The following is a 16,061-nucleotide window of genomic DNA, read 5'->3' as shown; positions in this document are numbered from 1 at the left end:
CACCCATCCCATAAAATATTTCATCCGCCGCCGGGGCCGAATGCAATTTTTTGCCCCGGCGGTTCGTATATCCAGTACAAGGCCCTTCCGCCGCCCGCATAGACCGGCGCGGGGCGGGCATCCTAATGATACGCGCGGGGACTCCCCGCACACTGTTTTGCAACGAAAGGAATCCAGCCTATGAAGTCCATGACCAAACGCCTCCTCGCCGCCCTGCTGGCTGTGGCCGCTCTGTTCGCTCTGGTGGGCTGCAGCAAGTCCGACAAGGCCGACGCTGCCCCCAAAGACTATACGAAGATCCTCCACGACGCCCGCCCGGACGAAGACAACGAATATTATATGATCTTCTCCCCCGGCGAAGACGGCAAGTTCACCGCCCAGTACGGCTACAGCGACAGCTATGACGCCTCCCAGCTGGACGAAGAGATCCGCAACATGCTGCTCCCCCTGCTGAACCTCGAAGAGGACATGTACACCGACTTTGCCGCCTCTGTTTCCGGCATGATGGTGCAGAGCTACGGCATCGCCATCGTCAAGCCCGCCGAGGGCAAACAACAGGCCGTATCCGAAGCCCTGGATGCCTACGTCCAGAGCCAGATGCAGAGCATGGAGCATTATCTGGAAGACCAGTACCAGATTGCCGCGTCATCTCATATCTCCACTGCTCCCACCGGCGAGGTGATTCTCGTCTGCTGCGAGAACCCCGAAGCCGTGATGAACGCCATCAAAACGGCGCTGGCCGCATAAGCTCCTCCGACTTCCCGCTTTCACCGCGCTCTGTTTTGGGGCGCGGTGTTTTATTTTCTTCCGCGAAACGGGTCAAATGGGCACTCTGTGCAAAAAGTTTTTTCAAAATCCCTCCAAATCACTTTCCAAAAGTGGTTTTTTGATGTATTCTATTTCTATCCGCTGTGTGTCTGCCACGCAGACGGAACGCTAAAAACGAAAGAGGGGTGCGCACAGATATGCTGAAATATCTGGCAAAACGCATCGGGCGCTCGATTCTGACCCTGTTCGTCATCGTGACGCTCGTTTTCTGCCTGCTGCGGCTGATGCCCGTGGAAGGCTACTTTGCAAACTATGAAAAAATGACCGAGGCTCAGATCCAGGCGGGCCTCCAGTCCATGGGCCTGCTGGACCCGCTGCCGGTGCAGATCGGGCGGTTCTGGTGGAATGCACTGCACGGCGACCTCGGCGTCAGCCATATTTATAAGGTCAATGCGTCTGTGACCAGCATCTTGGCCAAAAAGCTGCCCATCTCGGTGCAGATGGGTGTTTTCTCCATGCTGCTGAGTCTGGTCGTCGGCATCCCGATGGGCCTGTTCATGGGCCGGTTCAAGAACCGCTGGCCGGATAAGATCGGCACAGCCATCATCGTGCTCATCCAGGCCGTGCCTGCCGCCGTGTATTATCTGTACATCCAGATGTACGGCACCACCGCGCTGGGCGTCGGCCTGCTGTTCGATGCCTCCAACTGGAAATACTGGGTGCTGCCCATCTGCTCCATGAGCCTGGGCAACGTGGCCTTCTACGGCATGTGGCTGCGCCGCTACATGGTGGATGAGAGCAACAAGGACTACGTCCGCCTGGCACTGGCCAAGGGCGTGAGCGAAAGCAACATCGCACTGCACCACATCTTCCGCAACGCCATGGTCCCGCTGGTGCAGTACATCCCGTCGGCCTTCCTGAACACCGTCGTCGGCTCCATCTACATCGAGAGCCTGTACAGCATCCCCGGCATGGGCGGCCTGCTGGTGACCTGTGTGCAGCGGCACGACAACACCATGGTGCAGGGCATCGTGCTGCTCTACGCCTGCGTGGGAATCATCGGCCTCATCCTGGGCGATCTGCTCATGGTGCTCATCGATCCCCGCATCAGCTTTGGCAAGAAAGAAGGTGGCCGATAATGCTGTTCCACATGAAAGACCAGAAGGCAGCTGTGCTGGAAAACGACCTGAACAAGCTGCAAAAGGACGGCCCCGCTGTCTGGGCCAGCCTGCCGGAAGATGAGCTGTTCACCCCTGCCGGCTTCAGCGAAGAGCAGGCCGAGGCAACGGCCTACTCCAACTACAGCTACTGGGGCAGCACGTTCCGCGCCTTCTTCAAGAACAAGATGGCCGTGGCGCTCCTCATCGCGCTGGTGGCCGTGGTGGCCTTTGCCTTCGTGCAGCCCCATCTGCCCGGCCAGGTGGACCCCAACCTCTGTGAGGTGGACCCCGCCACCGGAATCCAGTACCGCAACATCGCCCCCGGCCAGCAGGGCTTCATCTGGGGTTCCAACGCCATCGGCCAGGACCTGTGGGCCCGCATCTGGGCCGGTGCCCGCACCAGCCTGACCATCGCCTTCTTCGTGGCCATGATCGAGGCCGTGGTGGGCATCACCGTGGGTGTGCTGTGGGGCTATGTTCGCCAGCTCGACTTCTTCTTCACCGAGCTGTACAACATCTGCGACAACATCCCCTCCACCATCATCCTGATCCTGATCTCCTACGTGGCTTCCCCCAGCATCCAGACGCTGATCCTGGGCATGTCGCTCACGGGCTGGATCGCCATGGCGCGCTTCATCCGCAACCAGATCCTGATCATCCGCGACCGCGACTACAACATTGCCTCCCGCTGCATCGGCACCCCCACCTCCCGCATCGTGCTGCGCAACCTGCTGCCCTATCTGGTGTCGGTCATCATGCTGCGCATGGCGCTGACCATCCCCGCCGCCATTGGCAGCGAGGTGTTCATCACCTACATCGGTCTGGGCCTGTCGGTGGAGACGCCCTCGCTGGGCAACCTCATCAACGACGGCCGCAAGGTCATGATGCAGGCGGGCCTGCGGTATCAGCTGCTCTACCCCACCATCATCCTGAGCTTTGTCACCATCGCGTTCTACCTCATCGGCAACGCCTTCTCGGACGCCGCCGACCCGAAGAACCACATGCAGTAAGGAGGGACAGAAGATGGAAAAGAATCAGCTGATCCTTTCAGTCAAGGATTTGAACATCCAATTCAACCTGCGTGGAAAAGCGCTCCACGCCATCCGCGGCATCGACCTGGACATCTACCACGGCGAGGTTCTCGCCATCGTGGGCGAGTCCGGTTCGGGCAAGAGCGTGTTCACCAAGAGCTTCATGGGCCTGCTGGACGCCAACGGCTCTATTTCCAGCGGCACCATCGACTACTTCGGTGCCGACGACGGAACGCCCATCCGCCTGTCCGACCTGAAAAAGGAAAAGGACTGGCTCCGGGTGCGCGGCCACGAGATCGCCATGATCATGCAGGACCCCATGACCAGCCTGAACCCGCTGAAGACCATCGGCGACCAGATCATGGAAGCCGTGGAGCTGCATCAGGGCCTGCGCGGCAAGGCCGCCAGAGAGAAGACGCTGGAATACCTGCGGGATGTCGGCATCGCCGACCCGGAGGTCCGCTTCGGCCAGTACCCGCACGAGTTCTCCGGCGGTATGCGCCAGCGCGTCGTCATCGCCATTGCGGTGGCCTGCAACCCGCAGATCCTGATCTGCGATGAACCGACCACCGCGCTGGACGTGACCATCCAGGCGCAGATCTTGCAGCTGCTCAAGGAGATGCAGGTCAAGTACAACCTGACCATCGTTCTCATCACCCACGACCTCGGTGTCGTGGCCAACATCGCCGACCGGGTGGCCGTCATGTATGCAGGCGACATCATCGAGATCGGCACCTCGGACGAGATCTATTACGACCCCCGCCACCCCTACACCTGGGCACTGCTGTCCAGTATGCCCCAGATGGGCATCAAGGGCGAGGACCTGTTCAATATCCAGGGCACCCCGCCGAACCTGTTCACCGAGATCCACGGCGACGCCTTTGCGCCCCGCAACCCGCAGGCGCTCAAGATCGACTTCGTCAAGCGCCCGCCGTATTTTGAGATCAGCCCCACCCACAAGGCCAAGACCTGGCTGCTGGACCCGCGGGCACCCAAGGTGGAGCCGCCGCTGGCGGTCCGCCTGCTGAAAGAGGAGGGGATGTAAAATGGCAGAGGAACGTGAAACGCTTCTGGAGATCAAAGACCTCGAAGTGACCTATGGTTCCGGCAAAAAAGCCTACCGCGCCGTGAACCGCGCCAATTTCAAGATCTACAAGGGCGAGACGTTCGGCCTGGTGGGCGAGTCTGGTTCCGGCAAGACCACCATCGGCCGTGCCATCATGCGCATCCTGCCCACTTCCGGCGGCGAGATCCTGTACAAGGGCCAGAAGATCAACGGCAGAATCTCCCACGCGCTGGACCAGCAGGTCATCAAGGAGATCCAGATGATCTTCCAGGACCCGCAGTCCTCCCTGAACGAGCGCGCCAAGGTGAGCTACATCGTCGGCGAGGGCCTGATGAACGTCCGGCCCGACCTGACTGCTGCCCAGCGGGAAGAAAAAGTCCGCCAGGCGCTGCTGGATGTCGGCCTGCTGCCCGAATTTGCCTCCCGCTTCCCGCACGAGTTCTCCGGCGGCCAGCGCCAGCGCATCGGCATCGCCCGCGCCCTCATCGTGGAGCCGGAGTTCATCATCGCCGATGAGCCCATCTCTGCACTGGATATGTCCATCCGCGCCCAGGTGCTCAACTTGCTGCGCCATCTGCAAAAGGAGCGTGGCATCACCTACCTGTTCATCGCGCACGACCTGTCCGTCATGCGGTACATCTCGGACCGCATCGCCGTCATCCACAAGGGCGACATCGTGGAGCTGGCCGACGCCGAAGAGCTGGTGAATCACGCCATCCATCCCTATACCCGCAGCCTGCTTTCGGCCATCCCCATGCCGAACCCCCGGCTGGAGCGGAAGAAAAAGCTGCTGGTCTACGACCCCGCCATGCACGATTACACCGCCGAGCCCCCGCAGTGGCAGGAACTGCGGCCCAATCACTTCGTGCTCTGCAATGCGACCGAAGCCGCACAGTGGATCCGCGAATTGTAAACTCTCTCAAATCTTTTAGGCTGTCGGGGCATTGTTCACCCTTTGTTTCTTGACTTTTGCCGGTGTCTTTACTACAATAGCAGGGAACGCATTGTACAATTTTTAACAAAAGGATAGGTTTTATGACAACGACCAGCAAGGTTCTCTATGCGTCACAGGCTCGCCCGTGGCTCAAATATTACGACCCCAATTACATCGACCAGCCGATGCCGGAATGTTCTGCTTTCGACTTTGTCCGGCAGCAGAACAAGAACCGCCTGTCGGAAACGGCCCTTGAATATTATGGCCGGAAGTTCACCTATGCAGACCTCATCGTGAACACCAAGAAGACCGCTGCTGCCTTCCGGGCGGCAGGCGTCCGAAAGGGTGATATCATCACCGTGGTCAGCGTGATGACCCCTGAGGTCATCTATGCGTTCTACGCCGCCGATCGCATCGGTGCGACCCTGAATCTGGTGGACCCCCGGTACAGCGCCGACGGCATCCATGAGTACATTGAGGAAGTGGATTCTCATCTGCTGATCTGCCTGAACGTGGTGTATGACCGCTGCCGTCAGGCCGCCCGGCGCACCCATGTGGAGCGGGTCATTGTGCTTTCCCCGGCCGACTCGCTGCCCCTGCCGCTGGCCATCGGCTACAAGGTCTCCAATCCCGACCGCAACAAGTACGACTCCAATACCCTGATGTGGAAGCAGTTCATCGCAAACGGGCAGGACGCCAGCACATCCGGCGAGCCCTATGACCCCGACCATGCCTGTGTGGTGGTCCACACCGGCGGCACCACCGGCTCCCCCAAGGGCGTCATGCTGACGGACCGGAACTTCAACGCCATCGCGCAGCAGTTTGCCGCATGGCATGCCCTGTTCCGGAAGGGGCAGACGCTCCTAAACGTCATGCCCCCCTTCATCGCCTATGGCTACGCCTGCGGCGTCCACATGCCGCTGGCCCTGGGGCTGAAGGTCGTCATCATCCCGAATCTGGACCCCACCAAGCTCGGCAGCCTTCTGTTGAAGCACAAGCCCGAACACATGTTCGGTGTGCCTTCTCACTACCAGCAGATGGCCGCTGACCCCAAGCTGAAAAACAAGGATCTGTCCTTCATCCGCAACTACGCCGCCGGCGGCGACTCCATCTCCATCGGCGCAGAAAAGACGGTGAACGACTTCCTTGCTGCCCACAACGTGGAGTACCCCCTTGCCAAGGGCTACGGCATGACGGAGGTCTCCTCCGCTGCCACCATCGCCGCCGGCACCATCACCAAGCCCGGCAGCGTGGGCATCCCCATGGTGAACACCCTTGTGTCGGTGTTTGAGCCAGGCACCACCAAGGAACTGCCCATCGGCGAGCGGGGCGAACTGTGCATCTGCAGCCCCTCCATGATGAAGGGCTACTACGGCAAGCCCGAAGAGACCGCGAACATCCTGCGCACCCACGAAGACGGCACGGTGTGGGCCCACACCGGCGACGTGGGCTACATGGATGCGGACGGCTTCGTTTACCTCGATGGCCGCATCAAACGCCTCATCATCCGCCACGACGGCTTCAAGGTCTTCCCCTCGATGATCGAAAACGTCATCAGCCAGCACCCCGCCGTCCACCAGTGTTCCGTGGTGGGCTGCACCGACAAGGACCATGTGCAGGGCCGCCTGCCCTTCGTCTTTGTGGTGCTGAAGCCGGAGGCCGCTGCTTCCACCAAAAAGCGCCAGATCATCAAGGAGCTGCGCCAGATATGCGCTGAGGAGCTGCCCGAATACGTCCAGCCCGTGGGCTACAAGTTCCTCGACGCCATGCCCATGACCCCTGTGGGCAAGTTCGATTACCGCAAGCTCGAAACGGAGATCACCTCCCGCGATTACTGATAGAAAGGAAGTCCCTGTCCCCATGAAGAAAAAACTCATCAGCCTTGCCCTTTCGGCGGCTATGCTCTTTGCCGGGTTCAGCATCTCTGCCTTTGCAGAAGAGCCGCTGACCGGGTCTGAACCCGAACCCGCTGCCGCGGAGGCTGTGGAAGAAGAGGAGAACTCCCTCTTCCGCAAGCCCGCCGCAGAACAGAAGCCTGAGACCACCGAAGAGGAGACCCCCGCCGAGGGCGAAGCTGCCGACGAGACGGCGGAGCCTGAAGAGGAAAAGCAGCCCCTGTATGTCGCACTGGGCGACAGCATCTGCGCCGGTGTCGGCCTGACCAGCGTGCAGTACTCCCACAACCTGATGGGTGTGGACGTCTCCTACAACTTCAAGGGCTACCCGGATACCTGCTATGTGGGCCAGGTCGCCCAGACCCTCGGTCTGGACCGCGACCACGCCATCAACCTCGGCCTGCCCGGCCTGATGAGCGCCGACCTCGTCGAGCTGGTCAAGACCGGCAAGATGAGCGAGATGAACACGCTCTCCGGCTGCCAGTACGATTATCCGGAGATTCTGGGGTACCTCAAGGAGGCCGATATCATCTCCATCCAGATGGGCTCCAATGATGCCTTCGTGCCCACGGTCGTTGCCATCGGCAACGCCACCAACTGGAAGAGCGAAGACCTCGCCTCCATCGTGCTGAGCGGCAACCTGCGCAGCAAGGACCCGGAGACCAGGGCCGCCTTCCAGGCCAGCATGAAGAAGCTCAAGCTCACCAAGAGCGAGACGGACGCGGTGTGGAACCTCGTCACCTCCGGCATGAACAAGATCTGCTCCGACGCCTACCCCGTCAGCACCGCGAACATCCGCTCCGTTGTCGAGACCGTCCGCGCCCTGAACCCGGACGCACAGATCCTGCTCATCGGTGCCACCAACCCCGTTCCCCTGCTGCCCAGCTGGAGCAATTATTTCAATAAGCTCAACAAGTTCCAGAAGCAGCTCGCCGAGGTCTATGACATCGACTACGTGGCGGTGCCCTACGCTCAGACGGAGCTGGACGGCCACCCCACCGTCTCCGGCCACAAGTACATTGCCAAGAAGATCATGAAGGCCATCCAGAACGGCTGATCCCGAACATAAAAACGCCCCGAACACACGGTTCGGGGCGTTTTTTCATGCTATTCTTCAGCTCAGCCGGCCGCTCTCGACCGAGAAGCTGACATCGGCCACGGCCATGGTGGACTTGCGGTGGGAGACCAGCAGAACGGTCTTTTCCCTGCACTCGTCCCGCACCGCCTTGAGGATGATGCCCTCATTCAGACTGTCGAGGTTGGAGGTCGGCTCGTCCAGCAGGAGGAAGGGTGCATCGTGGAGGAAGGCGCGGGCCACGCCGATGCGCTGGCGCTCGCCGCCGGAGAGGGCACCGCCCAGCTCGCCCACCGGGGTATCGTAGCCCTTGGGCAGCTTCCGGATGAAGCCGTCCAGCGCCGCCTTCTTGCAGGCCGCTTCCACCTCGGCACGGGTGGCATCGCGCCGGGCAATTTTGATATTGTTTTCGATGGTGTCGTCGAACAGTTCCGTCTCCTGCGTCACAAGGCTCTCCTGTGCCCGCAGTGCAGCGGTATTCACGCGGCGGATGTCCTCCGCACCAAAGCGGATGCTGCCGCCGGAAACATCCCAGAAGCGGAGCAACAGCCGCAGGAAGGTGGATTTTCCGCTGCCGGAGCGGCCCGTGATGCCCACGATCTTCCGTTCGGGGATGGTCAGGCTCAGGTCGTGCAGGACCTCCTCGTCCGCGTAAGCGAAGCGGACCTTCCGGGCCTCGGCACCGGCAAAGGCCGTGTCGGCCCCATCGGTCACGTCTGCCGTGACCGGTTCTTCGTCCAGCAGGTCCAGCACACGGTCGGCGCTGGCAAACACCTGGGTCAGGCTTGCGCCGAGGTTGGCCAGCGCCACCACCGGGCCGAAAGAGCTCAGTGCAGCCAGCGTGCAGACCAGCACCCCACCGGCATCCAGCGCACCGTTCTGGTACAGCTGGAGGCTGACCCCCAGCACGGCCAGAACGGTCAGCAGGATAAGGGTGTTGGTTGCACCCACCGTCACGCCCTCGCGGTACTTCAGCGCCTTCTGCTTCTCCCCCAGCGCCTCGCTGTGGGCCGCAATGCCCTCGGCGCGGTTGGCGGTGTCCTGATATTGCAGCGTATCCCGCAGGCCGCGCAGGTTTTCCAGCATATAGCTGTTGGTGTCGGCGAAGGTCTGGCGGTAGGCGCGGGCGGCTTTGTCACCGCGTCTGGCCGACCACACAGGCAGGGCCGCACCCACCAGCAGGTAGCCCGCCAGCAGCACCAGCGCCGGCAGCAGATGATACCGGGCCGTGAAGCAGGTCATGCCGACAACGCAGACCACCGCGATGCAGACCGGCGAGATGGTGTGGGCATAGAAGACTTCCAGCTGTTCGATGTCGGCGGTGATCAGGCTGATGAGGTCGCCGCGGTCGCGGCCCTCCAGCTTGGCGGGGCTCAGGCGGCGGAGCGCTCCAAAGACCCGATCGCGGATGAGGGCCAGCAGCTTGAAGGCGATATAATGGTTGGATGCCTGCTCGGCATACCGCAGCACACCGCGCAGCAGCGCAAACACTAAGATGCAGGCAAAGACGGTGCCCACCGAGGGGATGGGGCTTTCCAGCCCGGCGGCGGCCAGCAGGCCGAAGCCACCGAAGATGGTGATGAAGGTGGCGCAGAAGTACCCCGCCACACCCATCGCGATGGCAGCCAGCATCACAGGCAGCATCGGCCGGACCAGCACGATGAGCCGCCGGACGATCGCAAACGGACTGCGTTTTTTCGGTGCGTTCATGCGCTCACCTCCCCAAGGTCTTCCAGCTGTTTCTGGGCGTTGTACAGGCGGCTGTAGACACCGCCTTCGGCCAGCAGGGCCTCGTGTTTTCCCTGCTCGGCGATGCGGCCGCCGTCCATGACGTAGATGCAGTCGCTGTCCACCACATTGGCCAGACGGTGGGAGATGAGGATGACCGTTTTCTTCCCCGCCAGCTTGCGGATGGCCGCCATGATGTCGTTTTCACTCTCGGCGTCCACGTTGGAGGTGGCTTCGTCGAAGAGGTAGATGGGCGAGTCGTGCAGCAGCGCACGGGCCATGGCCAGACGCTGGCGCTGACCACCGGACAGGTTTGAGCCGCCCTCATGCAGCGGGGTGTCCAGCCCCTGCTGACTGCGGCAGAACGCGGCAAGGTTCACCTCTTCCAGCGCGGCCCAAAGTGCAGCGTCATCGGCAGCGGGCGCTGCCATCCGCAGGTTGGAACCGACCGTTCCCCTGAAGATGGCCGCATTGTGCGGCACGACCGTCAAGGTGCGCAGGCGGCTCTCTTCCCGGAGCATCTGCACCGGCACACCGCCCAGCGTCACGCTGCCCGTATACCCGGTGCGGGCACCGGATAGAATGGCCGCAATGGTGCTTTTGCCGCAGCCGGACTCGCCCACCAGCGAGACGAAGCTGCCCTGCGGGATGCACAGCGAGACATCGTGGAGGATGGTGCGGTCGTTCTCGTAGCCAAAGGTCACATGGTCCAGCTTCAGGGTGGTATCCTCCCCTGCCTCCTGTGTGCCGTCGGCAGGCTCGTCCGCCGCCAGCAGACGGAAGATCTTCTCCGCCGAGGCTGCTCCGTTCATCGCGATGTGGAAGTAGCTGCCCAGCAAGCGGAGCGGCAGGAAGAAATCTGCCGCCAGCAGAAGAATGGTCAGCGCCGCTGTCAGGGTGATCTGCCCTTTGGCAAACGCCGTCACCGCGCTGATGATGCCCAGCCCCGCGCCGCCATAGGCCATCAGGTCCATGAGGGTGACGGAGTTCAGCTGCATGGTCAGCACTTTCATCGTGATCTTCCGGAAGCGCTCGGCCTGCCGGTTCATCTCCTCATGCTTCCAGCCGTCGGCCTGGTAGATCTTCAGGGTGGTCAGGCCCTGGATGTTTTCCAGAAAGCTGTCGCCGAGGGTGGTGTATTCGCCCCAGTATTTGTCCAGCAGCTTTTTGGCGAATTTCTGCACCGCCACGATGGACATGGGGATCAGCGGCACACAGCACAGCAGGATGATGGCCGACCGCGCATGGACGCCCACCAGCAGCACGAAGAGGGTGACCGGGGCCAGCAGGCTGTAGAACAACTGAGGCAGATACTTTGCAAAGTAGGTGTCGATCTGCTCCACGCCCTCACTGGCCAGCATGACGGCCTCACTGGTGGCGACGGTCTCGCTGTAACCCGCGCCCAGGCGTGTGAGTTTTTCGTAAATTTTGCTGCGCAGGGTGCGCTTGACATCCTTGGAGGCGCAGTCGCTCATGCTGGATGCCAGCAGGGTGAAGACATACCGCAGCGGGATGGTGAACAGGCAGAGCACAAAGTCCTGCCGCAGCATCTCGTGGGTCAGCCCGCCCGCAAAGACGGCTCCCACCAGCTGGGCAATGACCCGCACAAAGATGATGTTGCAGAGCATCCCCAGCCACTGGAACGCCACGTTCGCGCCCACAAAGCGCATGGCACCCCGGTCAAAGGCGATCAGCTTTTTGTTGATCACGATACCGCCTCCGTGTCTTCGCTGGCGTCCGGGCCGAACATGCGGTCGTATGCGCCGGTAAAGGCCCGCTCCGGCAGTGCCGAGGTCAGGGCCAGCGCGGCCGTGCAGCGCTCCTCCTCGGTCAGGTCGATCTTCACGGGCGGGAAGTTTGCCAGCACCGTTTCCAGCTGTTCCTTCACTGCTCTGGCCACAAAGATGCCGCGGTCGGTCAGGTAGATCTTGCCGTAGTGCTCCTTGACGATCATGCCATGGTCCATCAGCAGGTTCATGATCCGCACCACCGAGGGCTTGGTCACGTTCAGCTTTTCCGCAATGCTGCGGGAGCAGATGTCCAGATGGGTCTGCGACACCTCATAGATCGCCAGCAGATACCGCAGATGCGCCGGTGTCAGTTCCATGCTTATCACACTCTTTTCATCGGAATATTCAACCTCTCCGGCACGGCAGCGCATTGCCGGAGAGGCCTGGAAATGTTATCCAAAGCTAACTTTTATTTTTCTAAAAAAGGGCGCGGGCCGATTTGCTTTTCGACCCGCGCCCTGCGGTTTCCTCAGTGACAGCCGCCGTTGCAGTGCCCGCAATCACCGGAGCACCCGCCGCAGCCGCCGCCGTGCTTGTGGGAGTGCCAGGTGATCCAGCCCACACAGCCAAACACGATCGCCGCCACGATAATGGTCGGCAGATTGAAGTTTGCTGCCAGAAATTCCATCATAACAATGCACTCCTCTCAAAACAGAACCAATTTACTTGTTTGCCGTGAGCTTCTTGGTGTCGATGCTGACCTCATTGATGCCCGTGTACTTGTTGGGGCGGACCAGCAGATAGATGAAGGCCACCAGGATGACGACTGCAACGATGGTGAAGAAGTTGAAACCGACCTCACCGGAAATGATGCCGCCCAGCTGATACACGACCAGCGCAGCGCAGTAAGCCAGAGCGCACATGTAGCCGATGGCGATGGCGGTCCACCTGCCGTTGTTCATCTCACGCTTGATGGCACCCATTGCAGCGAAGCAGGGAGCGCACAGCAGGTTGAAGATCATGAAGGCGTAAGCCGACAGAGCGGTGTAATCCTGTGCAACCGCAGCCCAGATCTCATCGCCGTTCTCAGACAGCTCGCCGCCGAAGTGATACAGAACACCGAAGGTGCCGACGACGTTCTCCTTTGCGATCAGGCCGGAGACGGAAGCGACGGTTGCACGCCAGTTGCCGAAGCCCAGAGGTGCAAAGATCCAGGCGATCTTGGTAGCGATAGCAGCCAGCACGGAGTTGTCCTGATCCTCGACCATGCCAAAGGCACCGTTCTCGAAGCCGAAGCCCTGCAGGAACCAGATGGCGACGGTTGCAATCAGAATGACGGAACCAGCACGCTTGATGAAGGACCAGCCGCGCTCCCAGGTTGCACGGAACACGTTGCTCCATGCAGGCACATGGTATGCGGGCAGCTCCATCACGAAGGGAGCGGGATCACCTGCGAAGAGCTTGGTCTTCTTCAGGATCACGCCGGAGCAGATGATGGCTGCCATGCCGATGAAGTATGCGGAGACTGCGACCACAGAGGAGCCGCCGAACAGAGCACCTGCGATGAGGCCGATGATGGGCATCTTAGCGCCGCAGGGGATGAAGCAGGTGGTCATGATGGTCATGCGGCGGTCACGCTCGTTCTCGATGGTACGGGAAGCCATAACACCGGGCACGCCGCAGCCGGTGCCAACCAGCACGGGGATGAAGCTCTTACCGGACAGGCCGAACTTGCGGAAGATACGGTCCATAATGAAGGCGACGCGGGACATATAGCCGACGTCCTCCAGGATGGACAGCAGGAAGAACAGCACAAGCATCTGGGGAACGAAGCCCAGAACTGCGCCGACACCGGCGACGATGCCGTCCATGATCAGGCCGTACAGCCAGCCTGCCACGCCGATGCCCTCCAAAAAGCCGCCCAGCGCATCCGGCACGATCTCACCGAACAGAACATCGTTGGTCCAGTCGGTCGCAAAGGTGCCAATGGACCAGCCGCCATCCGCGATGGAGGTGCCCATGGACAGGGAGTACATCAGGAACATGACCAGTGCGAAGATGGGCAGCGCCAGAACACGGTTGGTCACGATCTGGTCGATCTTATCGGAAACGGTCAGGTGCTCCACGCGGGCCTTCTTCTTGACAGCCTTTTCGACCACGGTGTTGATATAGGCATAGCGCTGGTTGGTGATGATGCTCTCGGCGTCATCGTCCATCTCATTCTCGCAATCCTTGATGTGGTCATCAATGTGAGCCAGCAGGCTCTTGTCGAGCTTCAGCTCGTCCTGGACCTTGTCGTCGCGCTCAAACAGCTTGACGGCGTACCAGCGCAGGAAGTGGTCATCGACCTTGCCCTGAATGGACTCCTCGATGTGTGCGATGGCGTGCTCCACGCTGCCGGTGAAGACATGAGGCAACTCCTCGGAGGCCTTGCCCGCCTTGGCAGCGGCGATGGCAGCCTTGGCGGCCGCTTCGGTGCCCTCGCCCTTCAGCGCGCTGATCTCGACGGCCTGGCAGCCCAGCTCTTTGCTCAGCTTCTTCAGGTCGATCTTGTCACCGTTCTTGCGGACCAGGTCGATCATATTGACCGCCATGACCACCGGGATCCCCAGCTCGATCAGCTGGGTGGTCAGGTAGAGGTTGCGCTCGATGTTGGTGCCATCAATGATGTTCAGGATGACGTCGGGCTTCTCCTTGACCAGATAGGTACGGGAGACGACCTCTTCCAGGGTGTAGGGAGACAGCGAATAGATACCGGGCAGGTCCTGAATGATGACGTCTTTCTCGCCCTTCAGCTTGCCTTCCTTCTTCTCGACAGTGACACCGGGCCAGTTGCCGACGTACTGGTTGGAGCCGGTCAGATTGTTGAACAGGGTCGTTTTGCCACAGTTCGGATTGCCGGCCAATGCGATCTTAATGCTCATTGTGTTCCTTTCCTCTCTGTTCGGATCAAACCACTTCGATCATTTCAGCGTCGGCCTTGCGCACGCTCAGTTCGTAGTTGCGCACGGTCAGTTCCATGGGGTCACCCAGAGGTGCCACCTTGCGGACATAGATCTCGACCCCCTTGGTGATGCCCATGTCCATGATGCGGCGCTTGACCGGGCCTTCGCCGTGCAGGCGTGCCACGGTGGCCGTTTCGCCGACCTTGACGTCTTTCAAAGTCTTCATGTAAATCCTCCTCTACTTGTCTTTTCTTCAGAGACCATTCCAGTGTCGGAGCAGGTCCCAAACAGCGCTGCCGCTGTTTAGCCGATCAGAATGCGGTTGGCCATCGTCTTGTCGAGCGCCAGGCGGCTTTCCTTGACCTGCACGATCAGGTTGCCCGCGATCTCGTTGACCACAGTCACATCGCTGCCCACCACAAAGCCGAGTTCTGCCAGATGCAGACGCACCTCGTCCTTGCCGGTGATCTTTTGAATGGTGACGGTCTCGCCCGCCTTGGCCATCGTCAAAGGCATCATCTTTCGTCCACTCCCTTATGTCACAATGTTTCACATCCCGCACAGCGTTCTGTGAGGTTCCTCCGGTCGGGGGAAGTTTCGACGCCGGTTAGTCAGTCGCGACTATCAGCATGGATAGTTTACGCTTACTAACCTTTCTTGTCAATATTTTTTTCATAATTTGAAGTTAGTTCGTAGGAACAAACAGATTGTTTCTTCCTGTTTTGTTCAATTTTTGCTATTTTGAACAAGAACGATCGCGAACATTCCAGCCGTTTGTGTTTCTTCGGAGCGTCAGGTTTTCTCTCCGCAATCAACGTACCACCGTCCATCCGACGCACTTGTCCGGATATGACACAGCCGCCCGGTGCAGGGGTCAGACTGCAACGGGCGGCCGCGTGTCAAAAGGAGGATCTTTCCCGCCGGGGCGTGGTGTCTCCGGCAGGCGCCAGGATAAAAAGAGAGTATTGGTAGGAAATGTCAGTTTCAGGCCGCCACGGCAAGGCGGAAGATCGGGGTGCCGCTGTGGAACAGGCGCAGGTATACTCTGGTGCACTTGTTCAGCTGGGCAAACAGGCGCTCGGCGGCATCGCGGTCGCCATAGGCCTTCCAGCAGCCGCAGCAGGTAAAGTTGCGGCCCTGATTCTCGATGAAGCCCACCACATCGGTGAGCGGGTAGCCCAGAAATACGCCGATCTCATGCGGAAACTCTGCCTCGCAGCACAACCGCCGCGACAGCTGCCGCAGTAGCGGTTCGCAGTCGTCCGCCCCTTCGGGCAGATGGTAGCCTTCCTGCACCAGAAATGTGCGGACATTCTCATCCGAAAGCACTTCGCGCAGGCGGTTCTCCCGGTAGACATAGACCAGATACCGGTGGGTGCGGGCACAGCCCTTGAGAACCCGGACCCGGAGACCCTTCTCACCCAGCCGTGCGTTCCAGCCGCGCACCCGCTCGGCAAGGTCTTTGCAGTCCTGCGTCTCATAGCGGAAGAGCCCGGCGGCTTTCAGGCCTGCCAGCACCGGCGAGCACTGTTCGATCATCACGGTCTCAAAATTACGCTCCATGGCCGGTTTTCCTCCGTTGCTTGGTTTAAGAAAAGCATTCCCGCTGTGCATCCAGACTATGCAGAGCTTCATGGTTAGATTCATCTAACCTCAAGTTCAAAAAGAACGCGGTTCCTGTTGCGGACCGCCTTGTGGTTAGTTATTTCTAACGTGGCATTATCTTACC

Annotated in this window: 15 protein-coding genes; 7 read left to right on the top strand and 8 right to left on the bottom strand. The window is 60.4% G+C overall.

Going from position 1 to position 16,061, the window contains the following annotated elements; translation table 11 throughout:
- Positions 1-180: 180 nt before the first annotated feature.
- The 7 genes from I5P96_RS03545 (at position 181) to I5P96_RS03515 (ending at position 7,911) form a co-directional block, all read left to right on the top strand.
- Positions 181-747 carry a DUF4358 domain-containing protein gene (locus I5P96_RS03545; protein ID WP_223383182.1) on the top strand — a complete coding sequence of 189 codons (567 nt, stop codon included), beginning with the start codon at positions 181-183 and terminating at the stop codon, positions 745-747.
- 218 nt (positions 748-965) lie between these two features.
- On the top strand, positions 966-1,907 hold the full coding sequence (locus I5P96_RS03540) for an ABC transporter permease (protein ID WP_223383180.1): 942 nt from the start codon (positions 966-968) through the stop codon (positions 1,905-1,907).
- Positions 1,907-2,938, top strand: a complete 1,032-nt coding sequence (locus I5P96_RS03535; protein ID WP_223383178.1) for an ABC transporter permease — start codon at positions 1,907-1,909, stop codon at positions 2,936-2,938. The genes I5P96_RS03540 and I5P96_RS03535 overlap by 1 nt, the downstream gene beginning before the upstream one ends.
- A gap of 13 nt (positions 2,939-2,951) precedes the next feature.
- Positions 2,952-4,004, top strand: a complete 1,053-nt coding sequence (locus tag I5P96_RS03530) for an ABC transporter ATP-binding protein (RefSeq protein WP_223383176.1) — start codon at positions 2,952-2,954, stop codon at positions 4,002-4,004.
- A gap of 1 nt (position 4,005) precedes the next feature.
- Positions 4,006-4,938 carry an ATP-binding cassette domain-containing protein gene (locus I5P96_RS03525; RefSeq protein ID WP_223383173.1) on the top strand — a complete coding sequence of 311 codons (933 nt, stop codon included), beginning with the start codon at positions 4,006-4,008 and terminating at the stop codon, positions 4,936-4,938.
- A 122-nt stretch (positions 4,939-5,060) separates the two neighbouring features.
- Positions 5,061-6,797, top strand: a complete 1,737-nt coding sequence (locus tag I5P96_RS03520; RefSeq protein ID WP_223383172.1) for a class I adenylate-forming enzyme family protein — start codon at positions 5,061-5,063, stop codon at positions 6,795-6,797.
- 22 nt (positions 6,798-6,819) lie between these two features.
- On the top strand, positions 6,820-7,911 hold the full coding sequence (locus I5P96_RS03515) for an SGNH/GDSL hydrolase family protein (RefSeq protein WP_223383169.1): 1,092 nt from the start codon (positions 6,820-6,822) through the stop codon (positions 7,909-7,911).
- Between the two features lie 57 nt (positions 7,912-7,968).
- Here I5P96_RS03515 and I5P96_RS03510 read toward each other — a convergent pair whose 3' ends face one another.
- The 8 genes from I5P96_RS03510 to I5P96_RS03475 form a co-directional block, all read right to left on the bottom strand.
- On the bottom strand, positions 7,969-9,639 hold the full coding sequence (locus I5P96_RS03510; protein WP_223383160.1) for an amino acid ABC transporter ATP-binding/permease protein: 1,671 nt from the start codon (positions 9,637-9,639) through the stop codon (positions 7,969-7,971).
- The gene (locus I5P96_RS03505; protein WP_223383158.1) at positions 9,636-11,366 is read right to left on the bottom strand and encodes an ABC transporter ATP-binding protein/permease; all 1,731 of its coding nucleotides are present in this window, start codon (positions 11,364-11,366) and stop codon (positions 9,636-9,638) included. The genes I5P96_RS03510 and I5P96_RS03505 overlap by 4 nt, the downstream gene beginning before the upstream one ends.
- Complete coding sequence (locus I5P96_RS03500; protein WP_118553615.1) at positions 11,363-11,764, bottom strand: metal-dependent transcriptional regulator; 402 nt, start codon at positions 11,762-11,764, stop codon at positions 11,363-11,365. The genes I5P96_RS03505 and I5P96_RS03500 overlap by 4 nt, the downstream gene beginning before the upstream one ends.
- Positions 11,765-11,916: 152 nt before the next feature.
- Positions 11,917-12,078, bottom strand: a complete 162-nt coding sequence (locus tag I5P96_RS03495; RefSeq protein ID WP_097791964.1) for a FeoB-associated Cys-rich membrane protein — start codon at positions 12,076-12,078, stop codon at positions 11,917-11,919.
- Between the two features lie 31 nt (positions 12,079-12,109).
- The gene (feoB, locus tag I5P96_RS03490) at positions 12,110-14,311 is read right to left on the bottom strand and encodes a ferrous iron transport protein B (RefSeq protein WP_223383156.1); all 2,202 of its coding nucleotides are present in this window, start codon (positions 14,309-14,311) and stop codon (positions 12,110-12,112) included.
- 25 nt (positions 14,312-14,336) lie between these two features.
- Entirely contained in the window at positions 14,337-14,558 is a 222-nt protein-coding gene (locus I5P96_RS03485) for a ferrous iron transport protein A (RefSeq protein ID WP_015565615.1), read from the bottom strand.
- 77 nt (positions 14,559-14,635) lie between these two features.
- Positions 14,636-14,851, bottom strand: coding sequence for a ferrous iron transport protein A (locus I5P96_RS03480; protein WP_097791966.1), 216 nt, complete (start codon positions 14,849-14,851; stop codon positions 14,636-14,638).
- Between the two features lie 465 nt (positions 14,852-15,316).
- Complete coding sequence (locus I5P96_RS03475) at positions 15,317-15,895, bottom strand: DUF3793 family protein (protein ID WP_223383155.1); 579 nt, start codon at positions 15,893-15,895, stop codon at positions 15,317-15,319.
- Positions 15,896-16,061 lie beyond the last annotated feature (166 nt).

The sequence above is a fragment of the Faecalibacterium prausnitzii genome, assembly GCF_019967995.1.
Classification (GTDB): domain Bacteria; phylum Bacillota; class Clostridia; order Oscillospirales; family Ruminococcaceae; genus Faecalibacterium; species Faecalibacterium prausnitzii_E.
Note: the sequence above shows the minus strand (reverse complement) of the source record. Positions and strands in the feature narration are given on the sequence as shown.

Bases quoted from the DNA above. Each gene is read 5' to 3' on its own strand.
- I5P96_RS03545 (WP_223383182.1), top strand. From the start codon at position 181: ATGAAGTCCATGACCAAACGCCTCCTCGCCGCCCTGCTGGCTGTGGCC.
- I5P96_RS03540 (WP_223383180.1), top strand. From the start codon at position 966: ATGCTGAAATATCTGGCAAAACGCATCGGGCGCTCGATTCTGACCCTG.
- I5P96_RS03535 (WP_223383178.1), top strand. From the start codon at position 1,907: ATGCTGTTCCACATGAAAGACCAGAAGGCAGCTGTGCTGGAAAACGAC.
- I5P96_RS03530 (WP_223383176.1), top strand. From the start codon at position 2,952: ATGGAAAAGAATCAGCTGATCCTTTCAGTCAAGGATTTGAACATCCAA.
- I5P96_RS03525 (WP_223383173.1), top strand. From the start codon at position 4,006: ATGGCAGAGGAACGTGAAACGCTTCTGGAGATCAAAGACCTCGAAGTG.
- I5P96_RS03520 (WP_223383172.1), top strand. From the start codon at position 5,061: ATGACAACGACCAGCAAGGTTCTCTATGCGTCACAGGCTCGCCCGTGG.
- I5P96_RS03515 (WP_223383169.1), top strand. From the start codon at position 6,820: ATGAAGAAAAAACTCATCAGCCTTGCCCTTTCGGCGGCTATGCTCTTT.
- I5P96_RS03510 (WP_223383160.1), bottom strand. From the start codon at position 9,639: ATGAACGCACCGAAAAAACGCAGTCCGTTTGCGATCGTCCGGCGGCTC.
- I5P96_RS03500 (WP_118553615.1), bottom strand. From the start codon at position 11,764: ATGGAACTGACACCGGCGCATCTGCGGTATCTGCTGGCGATCTATGAG.
- I5P96_RS03495 (WP_097791964.1), bottom strand. From the start codon at position 12,078: ATGATGGAATTTCTGGCAGCAAACTTCAATCTGCCGACCATTATCGTG.
- feoB (WP_223383156.1), bottom strand. From the start codon at position 14,311: ATGAGCATTAAGATCGCATTGGCCGGCAATCCGAACTGTGGCAAAACG.
- I5P96_RS03485 (WP_015565615.1), bottom strand. From the start codon at position 14,558: ATGAAGACTTTGAAAGACGTCAAGGTCGGCGAAACGGCCACCGTGGCA.
- I5P96_RS03480 (WP_097791966.1), bottom strand. From the start codon at position 14,851: ATGATGCCTTTGACGATGGCCAAGGCGGGCGAGACCGTCACCATTCAA.
- I5P96_RS03475 (WP_223383155.1), bottom strand. From the start codon at position 15,895: ATGGAGCGTAATTTTGAGACCGTGATGATCGAACAGTGCTCGCCGGTG.